The sequence below is a fragment of the Actinokineospora cianjurensis genome (assembly GCF_003663795.1).
GTDB classification, from domain to species: Bacteria; Actinomycetota; Actinomycetes; order Mycobacteriales; family Pseudonocardiaceae; genus Actinokineospora; species Actinokineospora terrae.
Window position 1 is genome coordinate 83,750 of the sequence record NZ_RCDD01000007.1, and the last position, 23,098, is coordinate 106,847.

The window sequence follows — 23,098 nt, forward strand, 5'->3', positions numbered from 1 at the left end:
ACCGGCGGGTGGAGTGCGTTATGCGGCGAACTACCTCGGTTCTAGGGGTGCTTTTCCTGGTCCTCGCGGTGGTGGGAGCGGGACCCGTCGCGCCGGTCGCGGTCGCGGGTGCCGCGCCGACCCCCTTCACCCGGTTGGCCAAGTTCAGCGGCCCGCTGGGGTTGGCGGAGATCGGCGGCTCGGAGCTGGCGGAGACCCTCGGGCAGAACAACTGCGGCCGCCCGCCGACCACCGCCGCGTTGGCGCTGCCCACCGGATCCGTGCTGCGCGGCGCTTTCCTGCGCTGGTCGGGGACGACGGAGAACTCGTCGGTGGCCACCATGCGCCCGGCCAACCCGATCGGCTCGTCGATCTCGTTCACCGTCCCCGGCGCGGCCCCGGTCACCGTCACCTCGGCCGCCGACTCGTCCGACCACGTCGTGCTCCCGGGCACCACCCTGCGGTTCCAGGGCCGGTTCGCCGACGTCACCAGCGTGCTGGCGGGGCTTCCCGCGCTCAACGGCGGCTATTCCGCCGATGTCACCGGCGGATATCCGAACGGCTGTCCGCTTTTCCAGGGAAACGCGCGGGCGTGGACGCTGACCGTGGTTTATGAGAACCCGGCCATCACGGAACTGTCCACCGCGTACATCTACCACGGCATGAACACGCTGGCGGGCGGGTCGCAGGTCTCGATCGGCGTCACCGGGTTCCGTTCACCGGTGGTGGGCAGCACCGCGGCCAGGCTGACCTTCGTCGCGATCCAGGGCGACCCGGCGCTCGCGGGGGAGACCCTGCGGACGGACCAGCCGGGTCTGGCCGCCGCCCCGCCCGACTGGGCCGACTCCTCCTCCGGGGTCGCGCTCGACATCGATACGCTCACCGGGGACCTCAGCCCGGGAGCCACGTCCCTGCGCATTGACGCGGGCACCACCGGTGACGTCATCACGTTGACTGAGGTCAACCTGCTGGTGCGCACCGAACCGGCAGGGGTGAGCGTGAGCAAGACCGCTGACATCGCCGACCCCGTTGGCGGCGACACGGTCACCTACACCGTGCGGTACACCAACACCGGTGGCGTCGACCTGGCTGGGCAGACCTTCACCGACGACCTCAGCCAGGTGCTCGACGACGGCACATACGTCCCTGGTGACGCCACCACCGGCTCGGCGACGCTGGCGGGGACAACGCTGACGTGGACAGGTGACGTTGCCTTCGGCCAGACCGTGACCGTCACCTACGGCGTGCGGTTGGACAAGCGCGGCGACGCACGGCTGATCAACACGGTTACCGCTAACGGACCGCAGAGCAACTGCACGACCGGCTCGACAGACACCCGGTGCCGGGTCGCTCTGTTGGTGCGGTCATCGGAGTTCGTGAAGACCGCGGACAACAACGACCCCGAGCCCGGTGAGACGGTCACTTACACCGTCCGAGTCACCAATACCGGCGCCGTTGACCTCACCGGGCTCTCTTTCGCTGACGACCTCAGTGGCGTAGTCGATGACGCGACGTACAACGGCGCTACCGCGAGCTCCGGGGTGGTTTCCTACACCGGGACCCGGTTGGCGTGGTCCGGTGATCTCGTGGTTGGCGCTGTCGCCACCGTCACGTACTCGATCACCCTGCATGACCCGGCCACCGGCGACAACCAGATGGTCAACACCATCGTCTCCACTGGACCGGGTAGCACGTGCGGGGAAGGGTCGACCAATCCGGCGTGCACGGTCGCGTTGCCCCTACCTGGCCTACACCTGGCGAAGTCCGCGAACGTGACGGGTAGCGCTACCCCCGGACAGGGCATCACGTACACAGTCGACGTCACCAACACCGGTCAGGTCGACCTGCCGAACCAGACCGCGATCGACGACCTCGCGAAGGTCCTGGACGACGCCACCTACATGGGCGACGCCGCTGCCACCGTCGGCACTGTCCGCCGGGTCGAGAACAAGCTCGTCTGGGTAGGAGACCTCGCGATAGGACAGACCGCGCGCGTCACCTATTCCGTGCATGTCACCGGTGCCGGAGACGCGCGGCTCGCCAACACGGTGACGTCCCCGGGGCCGGGCAGCAACTGCAAGTCGGGCACTACATCGTCCGAGTGCACGGTGAGCCACACCATGCCCAGGGTGTCCGTCTCCAAGACCGCCCAGTACGGCGACACGCTGCCCACGCTCGGCGGCAAGGTCACCTTCGTCCTCGTGATGAGGAACCAGGGCACCGAGGACGTGGTGGGCCAGAGCATGACGGACGACCTGTCCAGCGTGCTCGACGACGCCGTCTACAACAACGACGCCACGGCCACCATCGGCACAGCCTCTTACACCGCTCCGGTCCTCCGCTGGGATGGCGCCCTGCGGATCGACGAGGTCGCGACGGTCACCTTCAGCGTCACCATCCGCGACCATGACCTCGGTGACGGGCAACTCCACAACACCGTGCACTCCACCGGCCCCAATAGCGGCTGCGCGCCCTCTTCCAGCGGGCGAGCCTGTTCGGTCTCTGTCGGCGTCGAGGCGGCCCGAGCGAAGAAGGAGGTAACCCCGACCAGGCGGATCGAGCCGGGTGGTACCGCGACCTACACCATCACCCTGCTCAACGAGGGCGGCCCGACTGACCCGGTCCTTGTCGACGACCTGGCCGCGGTGCTCGACGACGCCGCTTACAACAACGACGCCAAGGCATCCGTGGGCACTGTGGTCCTCGATGGCACCAAGCTCACCTGGACGGGCTCCCTCGACATCGACAAGAGCGCCGTCATCACCTACTCCGTGCGCGTCAACGATCCCCCTAGCGGCGACGGCACCCTGGGCAACTCCATCGTTGTCCCTGGTAGCAACTGCCTGGCGTCCTCGGCGGACCCGCTGTGCCACACCTCGGTGGCGACCACGCCCCGCGCGACGCCTCCGCCGTCCACGCAGCCGCCGCGCGGTCAGGGTTCGGCGCAAGGGGGACTGCCCAACACCGGGTTCCCGGTCGGGACGGTCCTGCTGGCGGGCCTGGGTCTGATCCTGCTCGGAGCGGCCGCGGTGGTGCGCACTCGCCGCCGACACTGACCCGGTTGGTGCCAAGCCGTCGTGGTGCGGGGATTCAGCGGTGGGTCGCTCGGCAAGGGCGGAATCGCGGCCAGGTGCTTTCCCGGTGATTCCCCGCCGCTGGGATCCGCGTCAATGCCGACCCGTCGCGACTACATCCACGGCGCTCCACCCAGGCCATCCGCGCCGTTGTCTCTTGGCGCTTTGCTCGCATACCCGGTTCTCGGCACCCGGGGCCATTCTCGCCGTGGTCCGGCGGCGCGGTCGGGCTAGCTAGGCTCGTGGGCATGGTCGAGGTGATCGCCCTGATGGTGTCCGCGGTGCACGCCTACGAGGGGCGACCCACCGAACCGCCGCGGCCGGATCCCGAGCCGGTCGCCAGGTCCGAGGTGCGGATCCGCGCGGGCCTGGGCATCGTCGGCGACCGGTACTTCAACCAGCCCGCCCACCGCGCCGCCTCGGTCACCTTCTTCGCCGTCGAGTCCCTCCCCGAGGGCGACCCGCTCCTCACCCGCCGCAACATCATCGTCCGCGGTGTCGACGTCGACCTGCTGGCCCGCGACCGCGCCGACTTCAGCCTCGACACCGGTGACGGCCCCGTCCGCTTCCGTGCGAACACCGCCGCCACCCCCTGCCGCTGGCTCGACACCGTGCTCGTCCCCGGCACCGCCAAAGCCCTGCGCGGTCTCTCCGGCGCCCGCTGCACCCCCCTCGACGACGGCACCCTCCGCCTCGGCGCCGCCGCCTTCACCCGCCTCACCTAGAACCGGGTACCCCGTCCGGGAAGGACCGCCCGGTCACGGCATGATGGGCCGTCATGGTCACCCTGTCTGACGCGCTGGACGCCGAGGTCGCGCGGTTCCCGACCAAGCGGCTCGCGGACTCGGCGCAGGCGCTGATCCACCGGTACCGCACCGGGGTCGACCCGGCCTCGCTCGTGCTCGACGCCGAGGTCACCGCCGCGGCCTACGCCGCCTACCGGATGCCCGCCACGCACGCCGCCGTCACCGCCGCGCTCACCGAGGTCGCCGCCAGGGCGCCGGACTTCGCGCCCACCACCCACGTCGACATCGGCGGCGGGACCGGTGCCGCGGTGTGGGCCACCAAGCGGGTCTGGCCGTCGCTGGTCGACATCACCGTCCTCGACCAGTCCACCCAGGCGATGGACCTGGGCAGGCGACTCGCCGAGCGCGCCGACGACCCCGCGATCCGCCGGGTCCGGTGGCAGCGCACCGCCCTCGGCACCACCCGGCTCCCGCCTGCCGACGTCGCCACCCTGTCCTATGTGCTCAGCGAGCTCACCGCCGCCGCCCGCGCCGACACCGTGCGCGCGATGACCTCCGCCGCCCTCGCCGTCGTCGTCGAACCGGGGACCCCCGCGGGCTACGAGCGGATCATGGCCGCCCGCGACGAGCTCACCGCCGCGGGCATGCACATCGTCGCCCCCTGCCCCCACAGCACCACGTGCCCCATCCCGCGCGGGCAGGACTGGTGCCACTTCGCCGCGCGGCTCGGGCGCAGCCCGCTGCACCAGCGCCTCAAGACGGCCGTGCTGAACTTCGAGGACGAGAAGTTCTCCTACGTCGCCGCCACCCGCGAGCCGTGGCAGGCCGCGCAGGCCCGGGTCCTGCGGCACCCGCTCAAGCGCAAGGGCATGGTGTCGCTGCGGCTGTGCGGACCGGACGGTCTCGCCGACACCATCGTCAGCAAGCGCGACCCCGCCGCCTACCGGGCCGCCCGCGACACCGACTGGGGCGACCCCTGGCCGTGACGGCGGGTGAGCGCGGTCGCACCCACCGTGCCGAGCACCGGACTTGGGGTTTGTGGGGAAAAGTCGCACGTTGGTGGCGTCATGGTTGCCGCGGCGGTGCGTCCCACCGGCATGCGGACACCCAAGACGCCCCACGGTGGGCGGCTAGTGATCCCGGACCCCCGTGGGGACGCGACCGGACAGATGGCGGTGCTCACCCCGCTGCAGCTGCACATCCTGCACCTGCGCGTGGTCGACGGCCACACCGCCGAGCAGGTCGCCATCAAGCTCGACATGTCGCCGTCCGCGGTGCGCATGACCCAGCACCGCGCGCTCCAGCGACTGCGCGAGCAGTTGCGTGCCGCGGGCGAGACCACCTGACCGGGTGGATCTTGTGCCACGCCGGGGCCGTCGTGCCTAGCGTGGCCGCATGACCGCTTCGAAGATCCACCGACTGCACTGGCAGACCATCGACACCTACGACTGGGAAGCCATGCGCGCCCGGTACCACCCGGACTACCTCTACACCGATGTCACCGGCACCCGGTTCGACGACACCGACCAGCCCGTCGAGGTCATGCGGACCCTGCACGCGGCCTTCCCCGACGTCGTGTTCACCTACCGCGACTTCCACGAGAGCCTCGACGGCGGCACGTCCTTCGTCGAGGTCCGCTGCGTCGGCACCCACCTCGGCCCGCTCGGCCCGCTGGCAGCCACCGGCCGCCGCGTGGTCAGCTTCGCCTGCCACGTCGTCGAGGTCCGCGACGGTCTGATCCACCGCGAGCGCGATTACTTCGACATGGCCGCCATCCACCGCCAGATCACCGGCGATCTCGTCGTGCCCGTCGAGGACTGACAGCGCGGCCGCCCTATTGCGTTAAGCCGGTCCCCACCGTTCCCGGCCATCTCGGCCAAAACTGTGAAACGCCCATTTCCGGTATGCTTCGCGCTGCCCGATTCCGCCCCCGGCGACCGCCCTGGACCGGCTGGTTCAGCGGCCCTTTGCGCCATTTGGGGCATCACTCGGTGCTATAGCTTAATGTGATGGCCGGAATGGCTCTTGTAATCATGTCGTGATATCTGCATGGGTGCCCCTCCTCTACTGTTTCGCCTGGACTTCACCTGGAGTCGTCCCCATCGATACAGGAGGATTTGAGTGCGCCGAAGATTGGTCGTCGCGATCGCCGCGGCGACGGTGGTCGGGACCGGGGCGGTGGTGGTCAACGGTGCCGCCGACGCGGCCCCCGCACCCACCCAACAGGCTCCCCAGGCCGCCGCGGACCACGCCGACGAGGTGGTCTCCCCGCTTGAGGAGAAGCGTCGCGCGCTGCGTCAGGAGGGCCTGGCCAAGGTCCTCTCCGGTGAGGCCAGCGTCGAGAAGCGCGGCGCCAGCTCCGTGGTCAAGGTCGGCACCGCCGCCTCGGCCAAGAACAAGAGCACCGGCAAGAAGGGCGTCGACCAGTACGTCGAGTTGGCGCGGGAGAAGACCGACAAGATCTTCGTGGTGCTCGCCGAGTTCGGCGACGAGCGCCACCCGGACTTCCCCGACAAGGACACCAACCCCAACGTGCCCGGCCCGGCCCGCTACGACGGCCCGCGGCACAACCAGATCGCCAAGCCCAACCGGGCGGTGGACAACAAGACGATCTGGCAGGCGGACTACTCCAAGAAGCACTTCGAGGACGTCTACTTCGCGCAGGGCGCGAACACCGAGTCCCTGAAGACCTTCTACGAGAAGGCGTCCTCCGGCCGCTACTCGGTCGAGGGCCAGGTCACCGACTGGGTCAAGGTCAAGTACAACGAGGCTCGGTACGGCCGTTCCGACGGCTACCCCTGCCCCGGCCGCATCTGCGGCAACTCCTGGTACCTGGTCTCCGACGCGCTGCAGCAGTGGGTCACCGACCGCAAGGCCGCCGGTGCCACCGACGCCTCGATCAAGGCCGACCTCGCGTCGTACGACACCTGGGACCGCTACGACTTCGACGGTGACGGCGACTTCAACGAGCCCGACGGCTACCTGGACCACTTCCAGATCGTGCACGCCGGTGGCGACCAGTCCGACGCCGATCCCGCACAGGGTGAGGACGCCATCTGGGCGCACCGCTGGTACGCGTTCTCCAGCAACACCACGGGCCCGGTCAACAACAAGCTCGGCGGTGTGCAGATCGGCACCACCGGCCTGTGGGTCGGCGACTACACGATGCAGCCCGAGAACGGCGGCCTCGGCGTGTTCGCGCACGAGTACGGCCACGACCTCGGTCTGCCGGACCACTACGACACCGTTGGCCCGGGCGGCGCCCAGGAGAACGGCATCAACTGGTGGTCGCTGATGGGCCAGAGCCGCGTGTCCAACACCAACGAGGCGATCGGCTTCCGGGCCAACGACCTCTCGGCGTGGGACAAGCTGCAGCTGGGCTGGTTGGACTACGAGACCGTCGTCGCCGGTCAGGACAAGAAGATCGACCTCGGCCCCGGTGCGTACAACACCGACAAGGCCCAGGGCGTCGTCGTCGTCCTGCCCGACAAGCAGGTCTCGACCAGCTACGGCACCCCGTTCGCGGGCACGAAGATGTGGTGGAGCGGCAAGGGCGACAACCTGTCGAACTCGCTGACCCGCTCGGTCAACCTCACCGGGAAGACCGCCGCCGAGCTCAAGCTCAAGGCGCGCTACGACATCGAGGACTGCGACTGCGACTTCCTGTTCGTGGAGTCCTCGACCGACGGTGGCGCCAACTGGACCGCGCTCGACGGTGTCGCCAACGGCAAGCCGTTCACCCGGGACGCCGTGGGCACCCCGGCGATCACCAACACCACGAACAACACGTGGGTTGACGTCGCCGTGCCGCTGACCTCGCTGGCGGGCAAGGACGCCCAGATCCGACTGCGCTACCGCACCGACGGCGGCGTGGCCCTGGACGGCTTCTTCGCCGACGAGATCTCCGTCGTCGCCGACGGCGCGCCGCTGTTCACCGATGGTGCCGAGGCTGGCAACAACGGCTGGACCCCGGCCGGTTTCCGCATCACCACCGGTACGGAGACCGCGAACTACGACCACTTCTACGTGGCAGGCAACCGGACTTACACCGGGTACGACAAGTACCTGCAGCCCGGCCCGTACGACTACGGCGACCCGACCCGCCCGAACTGGGCGACTCGCTTCCCGTACCAGAACGGCCTGCTGGTGACCTACTGGGACACCTCCCAGGCGGACAACAACGCCTCCGTCCACCCGGGCGAGGGCCTGCTGTCGGTGGTCGACGCCCACCCGGAGCCCATCTACAACCTGCAGGGCCAGGCTTGGCGACCCCGCGTGGCCGGCTACGACGCACCGTTCTCGCTGGAGAAGTCGGACTCGTTCACCCTGTTCGCGGGTGGCCGGGCGAGCTACATCCGCGGCACCGAGGCGCAGCCGCTGTTCGACGACACCAAGTCCTACTTCAACGCCGCCCAGCCGACCGCGGGCGTCAAGCTCCCCGCCGCCGGTGTGAGCATCAAGGTGCTGAAGCAGGAGGGCACGTCGCTGCAGATCCGGGTGTTCCCGAGCAAGAAGAAGTAGCAGTAGGGATCTACCGCTCCTGGTAGCTGTGGCGGGGCATGCCATGCGCCACATCGGGAGTTGAGAGGGCCGGTGGTGGGGGTAACCCCACCACCGGCCCTCGTGCTTACCGCGCGTGGGCAGGATCTAGGTGTTCGGGGGAGTGCTGCCCGCGGGGCTCGTCGTTGGTGTTACCTCTCCGTTCGGGCCGGTGGCACGGGTTGCTGGCGACCCCTGGATGGTGTCGCTGGTCGTGGGGTACCGGCGATCGCGGGTATCACCTCCTGGCTGGGCTGGAACGTGCCGCTGGTGGTTCTTGAGTGGTTTGTGCGACGACCGCGGGGGGTTGCTCGGTAGCCTTGTGCGGTGGGGGAACTCAGGCCGGTACGTATCGATGGCGCGGCGGGGCGATGGGTCGTGCGCCCGCCGGAGGTGCCTGTCACGTCGCGTGAGGCCAGGTTGGGGCTCATGTTCGGGCTGGGGGGCGCGCTGGGTGTGGTCATGAGCGCGGTCAACGACTGGGGGGCGTGGGGGCTGCTGTTCCTGGTCCCGCTGCCGGTCTTCGCCGCGGTGGTCCGCCGCGAGCGGGAACGTCGCGTGGTGGTGGCCCTCCGCTCGACCGACTTCGACGCCGACTCGGCGGCCCTGGCCAACCGGATGGTCATCTCCTTCGCGACCCTGGTCGCGAGCCGCACCGCCGCCGCGGGGTGGTTGCCCGCCGAGACCCTCGCGACCGCGCACCGGGTGGTCTGGGCCGCGTTGGGCTCACTGCGCGAGTCGGCCGGCCTGCGCGCGCTCCTGCGGGAGTCGCAGCGCTACCCCGAACTGGCGGGCGACGTCGCCGCCAAGGAGGCCGAGTTGACCTCGGTCCTCGACTCGGTCACCGCCGTCGCGGACCGCATGGACGAGGTCCTCGCCGCCCTCGGCGCCGCCGAGCAGGAGATAGCCACCGCCGAGGCCGAGCAGGCCAGGGCCCAACGGGTCGCCGCCCTCCGCGAACGACTCTCCGGCACCCCCACCCCACCCGCGCCGCGCCAGGTGGACCTCGACGCCATCGCCGCGGCCGTCGCCGCCGCCGCGGACATCCTCTCGGTCGCCTAGCGTTCCCGCATCCGCGCCCTGAGCACGTCGAACTCACACCCCGGCGCGTCCGGGTCGAACCCGTGCCCGATCAACCAGCGCGACGCCACCAGGGCGCGCAGCGACCACCAGGCCCGGATCACGTCCCGGTCCGCGCCAGGGCCGTACCCCGCGAGCAGGTCGTCCAGCCGCTCCTCGTGCCCGAGCGTCAGGGTGGCGAGGTCGACCATGGCGTCCCCGGGGGCGGCCTCCGACCAGTCGATGACCCCGGTGACCTCGTCGCCGTCGACGAACACGTGGGTGATCTGCAAGTCGCCGTGGATGAACACCGGTTCCCACCGCCGAAGCGCGCCATCGGCGATCTCGCGATTGCGCCGGATCACCTCAGCGGGCAGTACCGCGTTGTCGACCAGCCACGCACACTCCCCGTCAAGCCGCGCCGCCACCTCGTCGACCCCAACCCCCACCCACGGCGGCACCGGCGCCTCGTGCAGCCGCCGCACGACTCCCCCCACCGCCGCCCAGGCAGCCGCCGACGCACCCGACGGTTCCCCGAGCACACCAAGCGCCTCACCAGGCACAGCACCGATCGCCAGCACGGGTGGTTCCCGCCAGAGCACCACCGGCGTCGGCACCGGCGCCAGCGCCATCGCCCGCACCTCGATCTCGGCGTGCGCCGGATCGCCATCGACCTTCAGGAACACATCCCCGACCCGCAACGTCACCCGCTGCCTGTGGGCGACAACAACCTCGACCTCGTGCACACCAGCCATCCTGACGGCGGTGGCCACCGATGTCGCCGGATTTCGCGAGCCGCGGCACCACCCCCGACAGATCGTTCATCGCCGCGCGCGGGCACTCGCGCCGGTCGGCGTCTCGTTTCGCGACCGGGCGACGTCACCGGCGCTGTTCGAGCGGACGCGGGCTGGGGACAGCACCGCTGTGCGCCGTACCGGGGGACACGGTCTGGGTGTCGGCGAACTCCCTGAACGCCGCCCGCGATGCCGTGGGCCATCGCGGACTTCGAGAACCGTCCGTTGCCACGGTTCGGCTCCCCTCGCGGGCGCCTGCCACCGGGGGAGGGGCGAGGTCGCTGTGCGGATCGGGGACCGCCCGGCGCGGGGGGACGGCTGTGCTTGGGGGTGTCGAGCGCTCGCACCGTGGAGCTGTGGGCGGGAACGAGGATCACCGTGGCTGTGGTGGCTGTGGTGGCTGTGGTGGCTGTGGTGGCTGTGGTGGTGACCGTGGGGATGGCTGTGGTGGGAGCGGGTTGGTCAGGCGGCGGTGAGGGTGGATTCGCGCAGCGTGCGCAGGGCGTAGTGCAGGCGGGACTTGACCGTGCCGACCGGGACTCGGAGGGTGATCGCGGCGGCCGCGGCGGTGCGGTCGGCGAAGTAGACCTCGACGACGGTCTGGCGGTGGGGCTCGGGGAGGGTGTCGAGGGCGGCGTCGACCAGGAGGCGGTCGATGACCTCGTCGGTGCGGGCCGGGGCCGAGGTCGTGTCCACCTCCGGCAGCTCCACCTCCGACGGGCGGGCCGCGCGGCCGCGGTGCTGGTCGACGGCGATGTTGTGGGCGACGCGGGTGAGCCAGGCGCGGACGGAGCCGCGGTCCTCGGTGAGCCTGTCCTGGTGCCGCCAGGCGCGGATCCAGGTTTCCTGGACGACGTCCTCGGCGCGGTGCGGGCAACCGGTCACGCGGCGGGCGTAGGCCAGCAGGGCGGTGCGGTGGGCGGCGACGATGCTGTCGAAAGTGGTCATCCCGGCTCCTCGTGTCGCGGTTCTCCCTCTGACACAAGACTTCCGGTTCCTACCCCGACACTCTCTGGGCCAATCCCCCCAAACCAGGGGGACACCCCTCCACCTCGCGGAGGCCACCACCCCCGTACCGGTGGGGATATCCCTACCCCTACCCGGCGGCCGCCCGCCAACGCCGTCGCCGCGCACGGCCCACCACCGCGGCCGTACCCCCCGCGACCAGCGACGCACCCGCCAACACCGCCACGAACCACATGGCCGCGCGCGCCGGTCCCGTGTCCTCTGGAGCGGGTAAGACCATCGAGATGTGCTCAGTCGACGGTGCCGGTTTGGTCTGTCCCGTGAGGAGAGTGCTCACCGCCGCCACAGGGTCGACGATCCCGTAGCCCACGGCGGGATGCGGTACCTGCCCGGATGGTCGGTCCGCTGTGGCCATCAACCGCTTCACGACCTCGACAGCGGGCAACTCCGGGTACTGCTCCCGCACCAAGGCAGCGCTACCCGCCACAAACGCCACCGCCAGCTCCGGCCCTGACGCCAACCGGTGGCCCAATCCCGACGGTCCGATGCCAACGAGCTGCTCGGCGGGCGCGGCCACCGTCGGCTGCGCCCCCAGCAGTGCCGACTTCGGCGGCCCGTCCGGCCCCACCGGCGCGACGGCGACCACCCCGTCCGACGACGCCGGGTACGCCCGCTGCTTGGCCTGCCGCACCGCGGCCGGGGCGATCACCACCACGTCCCGCGACCGCGCCAGGTCGACCGCCGCCTGCAACTCGGGCGCGTCGACCGTGTTCACCACCCCGATCGCGACGATCCGCGCCCCACTGTCCACCGCGGCCCGCAGCCCGGCCGCCAGCACCACGGGGTCGACCCGCGCCGGGTCGTTGGTCACCCGCACCGGCACGATCTGCGCCGCGGGCGCCACCCCCGCGAACGCGGTCCGCTCCATCGGCCGCGCCGCGATCAACCCGGCCAGGAACGTCCCGTGCCCCGCGCAGTCGGTGTTCGCGGGACCACCGGAGACGTCCACCCCCTCGGCCACCGCCCCGGCCAACGTCGGCGCCTCGGCGCTGACCCCGGTGTCGACCACCGCGACCCGCACCGCGCCCTTCGTCATCGCCCACACCCGCTCGGGCGAGAGCCGCTGCTGCGCCCAGGGCACCGGCTGCGCCACCGTCGCCTCCGGCGGCGCGCACTGCCCCTGCTGCTGCGCCGCGGCGGGTACCGGCACCCCGAGCACCGGCACCGCGAGCACCAGGCCAACGGCCGCGAGCACGCCCCAGCCCCTCATGACGGCTCCTCCGTCCACCCGATCTGCAGCGAGGTGAAGTCCCGCCGGGTGACCAGCAGCGCGCGCCCGGGCGGCAGCTGCCGCCCGCGCTGGCCGTTGAGCAGCGGCATCTCGTTCGGCGGCACCGACAGCACCAGGTCGGGCGTGTTCGACTCCTGCAACCGCCGCACCACCGCGTCCATCGACATCCGGCCCGACCCGGCCGCCGCGCGGGCGAGCACCACGTGCAGGCCGATGTCCCCGGCCTGCGGCAGCAGCTCGACCAGCGAGTCGAGCGGACCACCCGCGCCGCTGTGCACCAGGTCGTAGTCGTCGACGATGACGAAGTACTCCGGCCCGGTCCACCAGTCCCGATCGCGCAACCTGCTCGGGGTGATGTCCGCGCCGGGAACGCGGGTCTTGAGGTCCGCGGCCAACGGTCGGATCAACTCGGCGGCGGGCCCCGACGACACCGCGACACCGTGGCGGTAGGACTCCGGGATCGACTCAAGAAGCCCGCGCCGCGGGTCGAGCAGCACGATCCGCGCCTCGTCCGCGCCGTATGCCTTGGGGATGGCCTGAGCGATCAGGCGCAGCACCGCGGTCTTACCGCTACCGGTGTCGCCCAGCACGGTCAGGTGCGGTCGGGCCGAGAAGTCGTGCCACACCGGCTTCAGGTCGAGCTCACCCGAGCCCAGCGCGATCCGCATCCGGCCCTCGGGGTCGGGCAGCTCCGCCGCGGGCAGCACCGCGGGCAGCGTCCGCACCCGAGGCGCGAACGGACCCGACCAGCACTCCGCCACCGACCGGACCAGCTCGCGAGTCGCCTCGGCCAGACCCTCCGCCGTCGCCTCGCCGTCCGCGCGGGGCACCGCGCCGAGGAAGTGCAGCTTGTCCTGGGTCAGGCCGCGGCCGGGCAGCCGGGGCACCTGCCCCGCCTTGCGCATGTCGATCACCGAGTCGATCGCGTCACCGAGCCGCAGCTCCAGCCGGGTGCCCAGCTGGTCGCGCAGCGCGCTGTGCACATCGGACCAGCGACCGGCGGTGATCACCAGGTGCACGCCGTAGGCGAGGCCGCGCACCGTCATCTGCCGGATGGTCTGGTCGTGCTGCTCGAAGTCCGCGCGCAGCGACCCCCAGCCGTCCACCACGAGGAACACGTCGCCGTGCGGGTCGTCGGCGAACTCGCCCGCCGCCCGCCGTTCCCGGTAGGCGGCCATGCTCTCGATGCCGTGCTCGGCGAACACCTTCTCCCGCTCGGCCAGGACGCTCTTGACCTCGGCGATCGTCCGGCCGACCCGCTCCGGCTGCAACCGCCCGCAGACCCCGCCGACGTGCGGCAGGCCCTCCAGCACCGACAGCGTGCCGCCACCGAAGTCGAGGCAGTAGAACTGCACCTCGGTCGGTGTGTGCGTCATCGCGAGCGCGGTGATCATGGTCCGCAGCAGGGTGCTCTTGCCGGACTGGGTACCGCCCGCGATGCCGACGTGCCCACCGGACCCGGACAGGTCGACCATGTGCAGATCGCGAACCTGCTCGAACGGCTTGTCCACGACACCCACCGGGATCTTCAACCCACCGCGGCCAGGCCAATCGGCGGGAGTCAGACCCAACGTCGGGTGTGGCACCAACGGCGGCAGGAGCTGGTCGAGCGGCGGCGGGTTGTCCAACGGAGGCAGCCACACCTGGTGGGCGGGCGGACCCTGGCCCAAGAGCTTCTCGACCGCCACGTCCAAGACAGTGTCGACGTGCTCGTCCGCGACCGGCGCGGCCACGACCTCGACCTCGGCCGCCGTGGGCAGCCTTCCCGCGCCGAACGCCACGACCTGCCTACGCACCTCTTCCTGCCGCTGCTCCTTGGTGCGCCTCTGGTACCGGCCCGAGACGTAGGCGGCCTTGAACCGCACCAGCGTCGCGACATCACTGCGCAGGTAACCGTTACCGGGCGCGCTGGGCAGCTGGTACGCGTCGGGCACGCCGATCACCGAACGGCTCTCCATCGCGGAGAACGTCCGCAGACCGATCCGGTACGACAGGTGGCTCTCCAGCTTGTGCATGCGGCCGTCGTCGATGCGCTGCGAGGCCAGCAGCAGGTGCACGCCAAGCGACCGGCCGAGGCGGCCGATCATCACGAACAGCTCCGCGAAGTCCGGGTTGGCCGCGAGCAGCTCGCTGAACTCGTCGACGATGAGGAACAGCGTCGGCAGCGGGTCCAGCGGCGCCCCGGCCTGCCTGGCCCGCTCGTAGTCCAGCAGCGAGCTGAAGTTCCCCGCCGCCCGCAGGTGTTCCTGGCGGCGCACCATCTCCCCGTGCAGCGAGTCCTGCATGCGGGTCACCAGCGGCGCCTCGTCGGCGAGGTTGGTGATCACCGCCGAGGTGTGCGGCAGCCGGTCGAGGCCGAGGAAGGTCGCGCCGCCCTTGAAGTCGACCAGCACGAAGTTGAGGATCTCCGACGAGTGCGTCATCGCCAGGCCCAGCACCAGGGTGCGCAGCAGCTCGGACTTGCCGGAGCCGGTCGCGCCGATCAGCAGCCCGTGCGGGCCCATGCCGCCCTGCGCGGACTCCTTGATGTCGAGGTCGACCGACGAGCCGTCCTCGGCGATGCCCAGCGGGATGCGGAACCGCTCGCTGCCCATCCCGGTGCGCCACAGCGACTTCGGGTCGAGCGCGTCCAGGTCGGCCACCCCGAGCAGCCGGGGCAGGTCGAAGTCGGCGACCATCGGCTCGGCGACGTCACCGGTGGAGTTGATCCGGTACGGCGAGATCACCCTGGCCAGCGCCCCGACCCTCGGCACGCTCACCACGTCCGGGCGCCCCAGCCGGGTGCGCACCTGCTGGCCGGTCCGGTCGGTCCGCACGGTGTGCAGGTCGGTCGGGGTGACCTCCAGCCGCAGCCGGGACCGGCCCGCGGACCCGTCGAGCGCCCCGGAGACGTCGAGCACCACGGAGTTGCGGTACCCGGCCGCCGCGAGCCGCGCCTCGGCGGGCACGTCGACCCCGTCGAGCACCACGACCACGTACGGCTCCTCGCGGCTCGGCGTCGCCGCGGCCTCGAACCTGGCCCGGTCGTCGAGCTCGGCGGCCAGCAGCTCGGTCAGCGCGTCGACCCCGTCGGCCAGCAGCCGGACCTGGCCCGCGCCGTCCTGCTCGACCGGGTGCTGGGCGTGCGGCAGCCACTTCACCCAGTCCCACTCCGGCAGCCGGTCCGCGCTCGCGCACACCGCGACCCGGAGGTCCTCGGGGGAGTGGAAGGTGACCAGCTGGGCCAGCAGCGCCCGCACGGTCGCCCGGATGGTGTCCTCGTCGCCGGAGAAGCGCACTTGGGCGAACCCGCGCAGGAACAGGGCGGTGGGCTGGTCGGAGATGGTGGTGTAGGCGTTGATGAACCGGCGCAGCGCACGGGCGGAGAGCGGCTCCAGGTCGGCGACCGGCTTGGTGTTGAGCGGGTTCATCGCCATCGCCAACCGCTGCGGCCCGACCCCGATGCGGACCTCCGCGAAGTCGGCGTGCGCGGCCCGGCGCTCCCACAACCTGCTGGTCATGGCGACCGACCACAGCGCGGCGGGTTCCGGGTGGCGCCACCCGAGGGCGGTCCGCTGCTGGTCGGCGACCGCGCGGATCTGTGCACGCGTACCAGACAGGTAGCGCAGGTAGTCCCGCCGCTCGCCCCTGAGCCGCTGCCTGCGGTCGGCGCCACCCCGGCCCATCTGGCCGAAGAGCATCATGACGCCCATCAGGCCCATCATCCCGGCCATCATCAGCGCCATCTGCGGGTTCTGCGGACCCATGAAGAACAGCATCGCCGCGCCACCGCCGATGGTCATCGGCAGGTACATGAGCATCCCGCCCATGCCACCCCCGATGGTCTCCGGCAACACCGGCGGCTCCTGCAGCGACAGCTCCCCACCCGGCATCTCCGGCGGCTTCTCCCTGGCCTGCCTGCGAAACAGCGTGGTACTCATCCGCCACTCCTGACCCTCACGACTGCTGCCCGTCCCCCAGTACACGGCTGACCCCATCGCGGGAGTTCACCCCAGTTTCCCGACCCCACCGCGCTCGCCCCCATCAGCACTGATCCCCATCTCGTGTCCGGACCCGATGTCCATCGGCCTCCGACGTCGAAACTAACGCCTTCCCAGCCCTGTCAAAGGGTTCGTCGAGCGCCTGTGGATAGCTCGGGGGGTTGTGGATGGATGGTTCCGGGCGCGGCAGCGCTGATGTCCGCGAGATGGCGGTAGGACACCTGAAGTTCACCGAACCGCGCTGAACCATCCTCGGCGCGCCGGCCGTGTCCTGGGCATGGCCACCACCGCTGCCGCGGGTTCCGGCGAGATGTGCAGGCTGACCATTTGCGGGCCTGCCTCCCGGGTCGAACTCGCCGTCCCCGCCCATGTTCCGCTCGCCGACCTGATGCCGACGGTGCTCGGGCACCTCGACCCCGCGCTGGCCACCACGGGCCTGGCGCACGGGGGCTGGGTGTTGCAGCGCCTCGGCGAGCCGCCGCTCGACGAGGATCACGGCACGGCCGCGCTCGGGCTCTACGACGGCGATCTGCTGCACCTGCGTCCCCGGGACGCGCTCCTGCCGCTGGTCGACTTCGACGACCTGGTCGACGGCATCCACACCGGACTCTCCGCGAGGGAGGACAAGTGGCGCCCCTCGATGACCAAGCGCACCCTGGTCATCCTGATGGGACTGGTCGCGGCGGCCACGGTGTTCGCGGCCGGGGCGAACGCCATCTTCGCCGGTGCCGTCGCGGTGGTCCTGCTGGCCGCGGCAGCTGCCGCCAGCAGGGCACTGGGTGACCGCCCGGCCGCGTTGGTCCTAGCCGCGTTCGGCACGGTTTCCGCTGCCTTGGCCGGTCTGGCCATCCCCGCAGGCGTACACGGTCTCTTCACCGGACCAGGCGTCTTAGCGGGCGCTGCCGCGGCGACAGTCGCCGGAGTTGTCGCCAGAGTGGCCGTGGGCGGAACAGATGCCCCGTTCACCGCGGTGGGCCTAGCAGCACTTCTAGCCACCATCGGCGGTGGATTCGCGACAGCCACAGGGTTCAGCAGTGCCGCGGCCGCCGCGGTGACGCTAGTTCTCGCTCTAGCACTGGTCAGGGCCGCGCCCCTCGCATCAGCACGACTGGCCGGACTCGCGGTGGACCAGGTACCCACAAGCGCTGCCGAGTTCCAACAAGACCTAGACCCACAGCCCAGTGCAAGAGTGCTCGAAAGCGCCAATCGCGCAAACGCCTACCTGACAGCGTTCTTCGTGTCCCTGGGCGCGGTCGCAGGTGTATCCATGGTCATCCTCGCGTTCGACAGCAAGTGGGACGCCAAGACCCTCACCGCCGTCACCGCGCTCCTGATGCTCTTGCACGCTAGAGAGCTCAACGCCACGTACCAACGCCTCTCCGCGATGGCACCCGCGATCGTCGGTTTGTTCGCTCTCCTCCTGGTGAGCACAACCGAGGTGTCACAACCGTTCCGGCCCGTCCTGCTCGGCGGGCTGGTGATCGCCGCGGGTCTGGTACTGGCCGCCGCGCACGTCATCCCCGAACGCAAACTCGTGCCGCGCTGGGGCCGTTGGGGTGACCTCTTGCACTGGGGGACCGCTCTGGCCGTCATCCCGTTGGCCCTGTCGGTGGCCGGTGTCTACACCGCGCTCATGGCTGCCTGGTCGTAGTGAACCTTCCGCCCCGCTCCATCCGTGTACTGACCGAACGAGAAACGGAGGCAAGCCATGTACAGCAGGCGTGACCAGGTCCAGGCCCACTCCTTCCTCGTCGGCAGGCTGGTGAGCGCGGTACTGCGGGTCGACCCCGACTCGCTGGACCGGCCGCTGCGCCGCACGGTCGTCGGCCTCTTCGGCGGCACCGCGGTCGCCGGCCTGGTGCTGGTCGTGATCCTGGTCGTCGGGCTGCTCTCACCCGGTGGCGGTGACGCCTGGCGCGAGCCGGGGGCGCTGATCGTCGCCGAGGACACCGGTAGCCGCTACGTCATGGTCGACGGCAGGCTCCGCCCGGTCCTCAACTACGCCTCCGCCCGGCTGCTGCTCGGCGCCGCGCCCAAGGTCGCCACCGTCGAGTCCGCCGACCTGGCGGGCATGCCGCAGGGCGGCCCGGTCGGGATCATGGGCGCCCCGGACACGCTGCCCACCGCCGGTGGCGCCCCCCGCGCCTGGACTGTCTGCTCTATGTCCACACCGGACGGACCGGCTGTCGCCCTCGCCCTCACCGCGGACGGCCAACAGATCCCCACCGCCGACGGCGCGCTGCTCGTGCGCACCCCCAACGGCACCACACACCTCGCCTGGCGTGACCGCCGGATGCGCATCACCGCCGGCTGGGTGCCTACCGCGCTCGGTCTTGACCCCGGCACGGCTGTGCGGGTCACCGAGTCTTGGCTCAACGCACTGCCCGCGGCCCCCGACCTCGGCTCACCCAAGGTCCAACGCGGTGGGGACGGACCGGTCATCGCCGGTAGGCCCACCACCAACGGACTGCTCATCCAGGTCCCCGAAGCTGTTGTCGGCGACCGGTTCTACCTCGTGCAACCGGGCGGACTGCTCCCGGTCAGCGCCACCGTCGCCGCCCTGCTGGTAGCCGACCCCGCCTCGACAGAGCCACCGCGCCAGGTCACCGGTTCGGCGCTGGCCGCCTCGACCATGCTGCCCGCCCTCGACTGGCAGAACGCCCTGCCCGCCGAACCGCCCGCGGCCCTGGACCTCGGTGGCGGCGCCCCGTGCGTCCGATGGGCGGGGGAGAAGGCCGAGGTCGTGGTCGGCCCCAAGGTCGGTGGCCAACCGGACCCCGCCGTCCAGGGCGCCGTCCGCGACAGCCGTACCGCGGACCGGGTGCTTGTCGCCCCCGGCGCCGGGTTGCTCGTACGGACCCGCCCCGCTCCCGGCGTCCCCGGCGCAGGTATGTACCTCGTCACCGACGCAGGCACCAAGTTCCCCGTCGCGAGCGGTGACGCCGCCGCCGCGCTGGGCCAACCCGCCGACAGCGCCGCACCGGTCCCCGCGGACCTCATCGCGTTGCTGCCGACCGGGCCCGTGCTCGACAAGATCGCCTGACACCGAAGGAGAACCACGATGGCCAACCGCTACGGCTATGACGACGCCACCCTCCAGGGCATCATCACCGCCACCGAGACCAGCCTGCAGAACATGGGCAACCTCAACCAGGGCGTCATGAACATCCAGGCGATGCTGCCCTCGGTCAACAACTCGACCTCCGGCATGAAGCTCGCCGCCGCGATCGGCGACTGGACCGGTGACTTCAACGTCGTCAAGACCCAGCTCGAGGCGCTCAACGGCAAGGCGACCGCGCTGCTGCAGACCAACCGCACCGCCGAGACCGACGCCGACTCGGCCTCCAACGGCGCTTCCTGACCTCCCCCACCCCCCGCTCGCCAGTTCCGGAAAGGACACCCGCCATGACCGCCTTTGACATCGACCACGACGGCTACCTCGAGCTCAACGAGCAGCTCTACATGTACGTCCGCCAGCTGGGCGACATCCTGAGCAACCTCAACGCCTCGCTCAAGAACATCGAGGTCGCCACCCAGGGCAAGGCCACGCCGCTGTGGCAGGAGGCCCAGGCGCAGTGGACGGTCACCTACACCGACATGGAGACCAAGCTGAACTCCCAGTCGCTGTCGTCGATCAACGTCCACGAGATCTTCTCCGAGGGCGACAGCCGCGGCCAGGGCATCATGCTCGGCTGATCCGCGGGGGGCGCCGCGCTCGACACCGGACGCGCGGCGCCCCGCCCCACCCCTGGCCACACCCACGCCCAAGGAAGAGAGCAGTCATGGCGAACATCACCTTCGACGAGGAGCGGTACAACCAGCTCATCCGCGTCCTCGACCAGATGGAGGACGACCTGCGGCTGTCCACCGACTCCGACACCATGCCGCTGGACTCGGACTTCACCGTCCAGCCGGGCACCCAGAAGTGGCAGCCCGCGATCACCCTGGTCACCAAGGGCAAGGAGTTCGGCGGCTCGGTCGAGCAGCAGAACGAGGCCATCAGGCAGGCCATCGTGAAGTTCCGCAACGCGCTGGTCGCGGCCAAGGGGATCTTCAAGGAGACCGACGACCTGGCCGAGTACGACATCACCCGGTTCATCGCCGAGTTCCCCGACTTCAACGTCGGCGGCGGCTTCAGCGGCACCCCCGGCAACAAGTAGCCCAGCAGCCACCCGACCCAGGAGCGACAGCGATGCCAGACCCCACGATCCCCGCGACCGGGGACTTCTCCACCGCGACCTTCGAGCAGATCCTGTTCGCGGTCACCGGTTTGGGCAGCGACCTCCACGCCCTCCTCGAGAACGGCGGTGGGACTGGCGAGTCGCCCAACACCTGGTTCACCTTCACCCCGCCCGGATCGGCGTCGAACTCCTTCTCCTACCGCGCGTGGGACAAGTACTACTTCGGCGCCGACTTCAACATGACGGCGTTCAACGCCTGGTACGCGGGCTGGAACAGCATCAACGACGCGACGGCCAGGGCGTTGACCGGGATCGCGGGGCTGATGAACAAGCCCCACCTCGACGCCTCCCGCACCGTGGTCAACAAGTACCTGACCTTCCTCGACACCAACCGCACCACCACCAAGTCGTGGGCGGACAGCCTTGACAGCGACGACAGCGCGTTCAAGGGCAAGGCCGCCTACGCGATCCAGGTGAACCTGCGCAGGCTGAACTTCACCTTCAACGACCTGCACAACCAGATCACCCTGGACCGCACCCCGGCCACCCCCGCCGGCCTGGAGGCGGCCGCGACCGCGTTGTCGACCTTCGGCACCGCGATGTACAACGCGTGGCAGGAGCAGGCCGTGTTCCTGCTCAACGCCCCGATGAACACCGCGAACTCCTTCGTCGGCAACGTCAACGCCTACATCAAGAACGCGGGCATCGACGTGTCCACCAAGGGCGGCACGCCGCCGTACCTGCTCGACCAGTGGGGCGCGGGGGACCGGGCCAAGGCCGAGCAGTTCATCAAGGACGCCTTCGCCCGCTACAGCACCAGCGGCGCCCCGGCGATGCCCACCGACTTCGGCACCGTCACCGGTGACCTGTCCACGAGCAACACCTGGCTCAACGTCAACACCGCGATCAGCAAGGTCGCCATGGTCGCGATGACCAAGCTCGACACCGCGGCCCGCACCGCTCTTGCCGCGCTCGACACTGCTTACCGGCGCGCGGGCAAGGGGCTCGGCGACCTCAAGACGAATCAGCCGCCCACGATCGGCAGCCCGCCCCCGGACCCCAACACGAATCCCAACGGTCCTAACGGCAACACCAACGTGCCGCCCCCGCCGAATGGCAACACGAACGTCCCGCCGCCCCCTAACGGCAACACCAATGTGCCGCCGCCTCCCAGCGGTAGCACCAACCTCCCTGGCGGGCCCAACGGCGGGCCGAACCTCAACGGTCCCAACGGTGGCCCCAACGGCGGACCGAACCTGCCCGACCCCAACGGCGGGTTGAACCTGCCTGGCGGCCCGAACGGTGGACCCAACGGCGGCCTCAACGGGGCTCTTGGCCCCAACGGCCTGCCGGAGGGCATCGGAGGTCTTGGCAACGGCGCCAACGGCGGCCTTGACGGAGACGGTCTGCCAGGTGGCGCTAACGGCGGCTTCGTCCCGCCCGTGCTGCCGCCCAGCCTGCGCCCCGGCGGCCGCGACGACGAGAAGCCCAACGGCGGCACCAACCTGCCCAACCTGCCCGGCCTGGACACCTCGCCCGACGGGACGATAGACGACGACGGTTGGTCGCCCGGCCAGCCGGTCACCCGCCCGCCGCTGGTCCCCAACCTGCCCGGTGGGTCCTCGGGTGGCGCGCCCAACGGCGGCGTGAACTTCGGCCCCGGCTCGCTGCCGGGGACCGGCCCCCTCCCCAACCTTCCCGGCCTCAACGGCGGTGGTCTCGGTGGCGGGCTCGGCGGGGGTCTTGGCGGTGGCCTGGGCGGTGGCGGTCTCGGCAGCGGGGGGCTCGACTCGTGGGGCGCCGCCGGTGGCGGTGCCGGGGTCGGCGCGGACGGCTCGTTCGGCACCGGCGGCGGCCTCGGCGACGGTGCGGGCGGTCTAGGCGCTGACGGAGCCTTCGGTGCGGGCGGTAGCGCGGGCAGCGGCCTGGGTGGCAACTCGCCGTTCGGTTCCGGCAGCGGCGACGGTTGGTCTGACTGGTCCGGTCGCGGGTCGGACGGCACCGGCGGTCAGGGCGCCCCCGGCGCCAGTGGCTCCGATGCCGACCACCGCGGTGGCATGCCGTTCATGCCGCCGATGATGGGTGGCATGGGCGGCGGTGGCCGCGGCTCCGAGGAGAAGGAGCGCGAGCGCACCACGTGGCTCTCGGAGGACGAGAAGATCTGGGGCACCGACGCCGCGGTCGGCGACGGCGTCATCGGCCGACCCGACTCCGGCGACGTCGAGACCGACGAGCCCTTGGTCGCGACCCACATCCACCACCGGTCCACCACCCCGGCCAGCCGCGCCAAGGCGGCCGAGCAGCAGGACCGCGAGGCCACCGGCACCTCGGCGACCAGCTCCGGCTGATCGCCGCGATGACCGCCCGGAGCGCGGCCACCCCCAGGGTGCGCTCCGGGCGGTCTGTCCACTGTGGCCGGTGAACCCGAGGTGGTCACCCGAACGTGTGAGAGCTGTGCGGGTTGTCCCCGGTGCCGCGCTCGGTAACGG

Annotated in this window: 17 protein-coding genes; 13 read left to right on the forward strand and 4 right to left on the reverse strand. The window is 70.9% G+C overall.

The genetic code is table 11. The features are described from left to right. Positions 1–20: 20 nt before the first annotated feature. The 7 genes from CLV68_RS29000 to CLV68_RS29030 all read left to right on the forward strand — a co-directional run bounded on the left by CLV68_RS29000 (position 21) and on the right by CLV68_RS29030 (position 9,400). Positions 21–3,035, forward strand: a complete 3,015-nt coding sequence (locus CLV68_RS29000; protein WP_121394182.1) for a DUF7927 domain-containing protein — start codon at positions 21–23, stop codon at positions 3,033–3,035. 266 nt (positions 3,036–3,301) lie between these two features. Further along, positions 3,302–3,778 (forward strand): molybdenum cofactor biosysynthesis protein, encoded by a 477-nt coding sequence (locus CLV68_RS29005; protein WP_121394319.1) that lies wholly within the window; start codon positions 3,302–3,304, stop codon positions 3,776–3,778. 53 nt (positions 3,779–3,831) lie between these two features. Then, complete coding sequence (locus CLV68_RS29010) at positions 3,832–4,785, forward strand: small ribosomal subunit Rsm22 family protein (RefSeq protein ID WP_121394184.1); 954 nt, start codon at positions 3,832–3,834, stop codon at positions 4,783–4,785. Positions 4,786–4,932: 147 nt separating this feature from the next. Continuing rightward, entirely contained in the window at positions 4,933–5,145 is a 213-nt protein-coding gene (locus CLV68_RS29015; protein WP_246010161.1) for a sigma factor-like helix-turn-helix DNA-binding protein, read from the forward strand. Between the two features lie 49 nt (positions 5,146–5,194). Then, positions 5,195–5,620 carry an ester cyclase gene (locus tag CLV68_RS29020; RefSeq protein WP_121394187.1) on the forward strand — a complete coding sequence of 142 codons (426 nt, stop codon included), beginning with the start codon at positions 5,195–5,197 and terminating at the stop codon, positions 5,618–5,620. A 300-nt stretch (positions 5,621–5,920) separates the two neighbouring features. Next, positions 5,921–8,320: an immune inhibitor A domain-containing protein gene (locus CLV68_RS29025; protein ID WP_246010162.1), complete on the forward strand. Its 2,400-nt coding sequence runs from the start codon at positions 5,921–5,923 to the stop codon at positions 8,318–8,320. Between the two features lie 447 nt (positions 8,321–8,767). After that, positions 8,768–9,400, forward strand: coding sequence for a hypothetical protein (locus tag CLV68_RS29030; RefSeq protein ID WP_121394192.1), 633 nt, complete (start codon positions 8,768–8,770; stop codon positions 9,398–9,400). On the opposite strand, the gene CLV68_RS29035 is transcribed toward CLV68_RS29030, so the two are convergent. The 4 genes from CLV68_RS29035 to eccCa form a co-directional block, all read right to left on the reverse strand. Then, positions 9,397–10,152, reverse strand: a complete 756-nt coding sequence (locus CLV68_RS29035) for a phosphotransferase family protein (RefSeq protein ID WP_211346802.1) — start codon at positions 10,150–10,152, stop codon at positions 9,397–9,399. The two genes, CLV68_RS29030 and CLV68_RS29035, sit on opposite strands and share 4 nt — an antisense overlap. Positions 10,153–10,653: 501 nt before the next feature. Further along, the gene (locus tag CLV68_RS29040) at positions 10,654–11,139 is read right to left on the reverse strand and encodes a sigma-70 family RNA polymerase sigma factor (RefSeq protein ID WP_092774381.1); all 486 of its coding nucleotides are present in this window, start codon (positions 11,137–11,139) and stop codon (positions 10,654–10,656) included. Positions 11,140–11,287: 148 nt separating this feature from the next. Further along, complete coding sequence (locus CLV68_RS29045) at positions 11,288–12,427, reverse strand: S8 family serine peptidase (RefSeq protein ID WP_121394193.1); 1,140 nt, start codon at positions 12,425–12,427, stop codon at positions 11,288–11,290. Next, a complete protein-coding gene (gene eccCa / locus CLV68_RS29050) occupies positions 12,424–16,368 on the reverse strand; it encodes a type VII secretion protein EccCa (protein ID WP_121394195.1) in 3,945 nt (1,314 codons plus the stop codon). Before eccCa ends, CLV68_RS29045 begins: the two co-directional genes overlap by 4 nt. Positions 16,369–16,705: 337 nt before the next feature. On the opposite strand from eccCa, the gene eccD reads away from it, so the two are divergent. The 6 genes from eccD (at position 16,706) to CLV68_RS29080 (ending at position 22,957) form a co-directional block, all read left to right on the forward strand. Continuing rightward, entirely contained in the window at positions 16,706–18,079 is a 1,374-nt protein-coding gene (gene eccD, locus CLV68_RS29055) for a type VII secretion integral membrane protein EccD (RefSeq protein ID WP_121394197.1), read from the forward strand. Positions 18,080–18,136: 57 nt separating this feature from the next. Next, a complete protein-coding gene (eccB, locus tag CLV68_RS29060; protein WP_121394199.1) occupies positions 18,137–19,471 on the forward strand; it encodes a type VII secretion protein EccB in 1,335 nt (444 codons plus the stop codon). An 18-nt stretch (positions 19,472–19,489) separates the two neighbouring features. Further along, entirely contained in the window at positions 19,490–19,789 is a 300-nt protein-coding gene (locus tag CLV68_RS29065; RefSeq protein WP_092774386.1) for a hypothetical protein, read from the forward strand. Positions 19,790–19,833: 44 nt separating this feature from the next. Next, positions 19,834–20,124 (forward strand): hypothetical protein, encoded by a 291-nt coding sequence (locus CLV68_RS29070; protein ID WP_092774387.1) that lies wholly within the window; start codon positions 19,834–19,836, stop codon positions 20,122–20,124. Positions 20,125–20,210: 86 nt separating this feature from the next. After that, positions 20,211–20,588 carry a hypothetical protein gene (locus CLV68_RS29075; protein WP_121394201.1) on the forward strand — a complete coding sequence of 126 codons (378 nt, stop codon included), beginning with the start codon at positions 20,211–20,213 and terminating at the stop codon, positions 20,586–20,588. A 32-nt stretch (positions 20,589–20,620) separates the two neighbouring features. Continuing rightward, the gene (locus tag CLV68_RS29080; protein WP_121394203.1) at positions 20,621–22,957 is read left to right on the forward strand and encodes a hypothetical protein; all 2,337 of its coding nucleotides are present in this window, start codon (positions 20,621–20,623) and stop codon (positions 22,955–22,957) included. Positions 22,958–23,098: the final 141 nt, after the last annotated feature.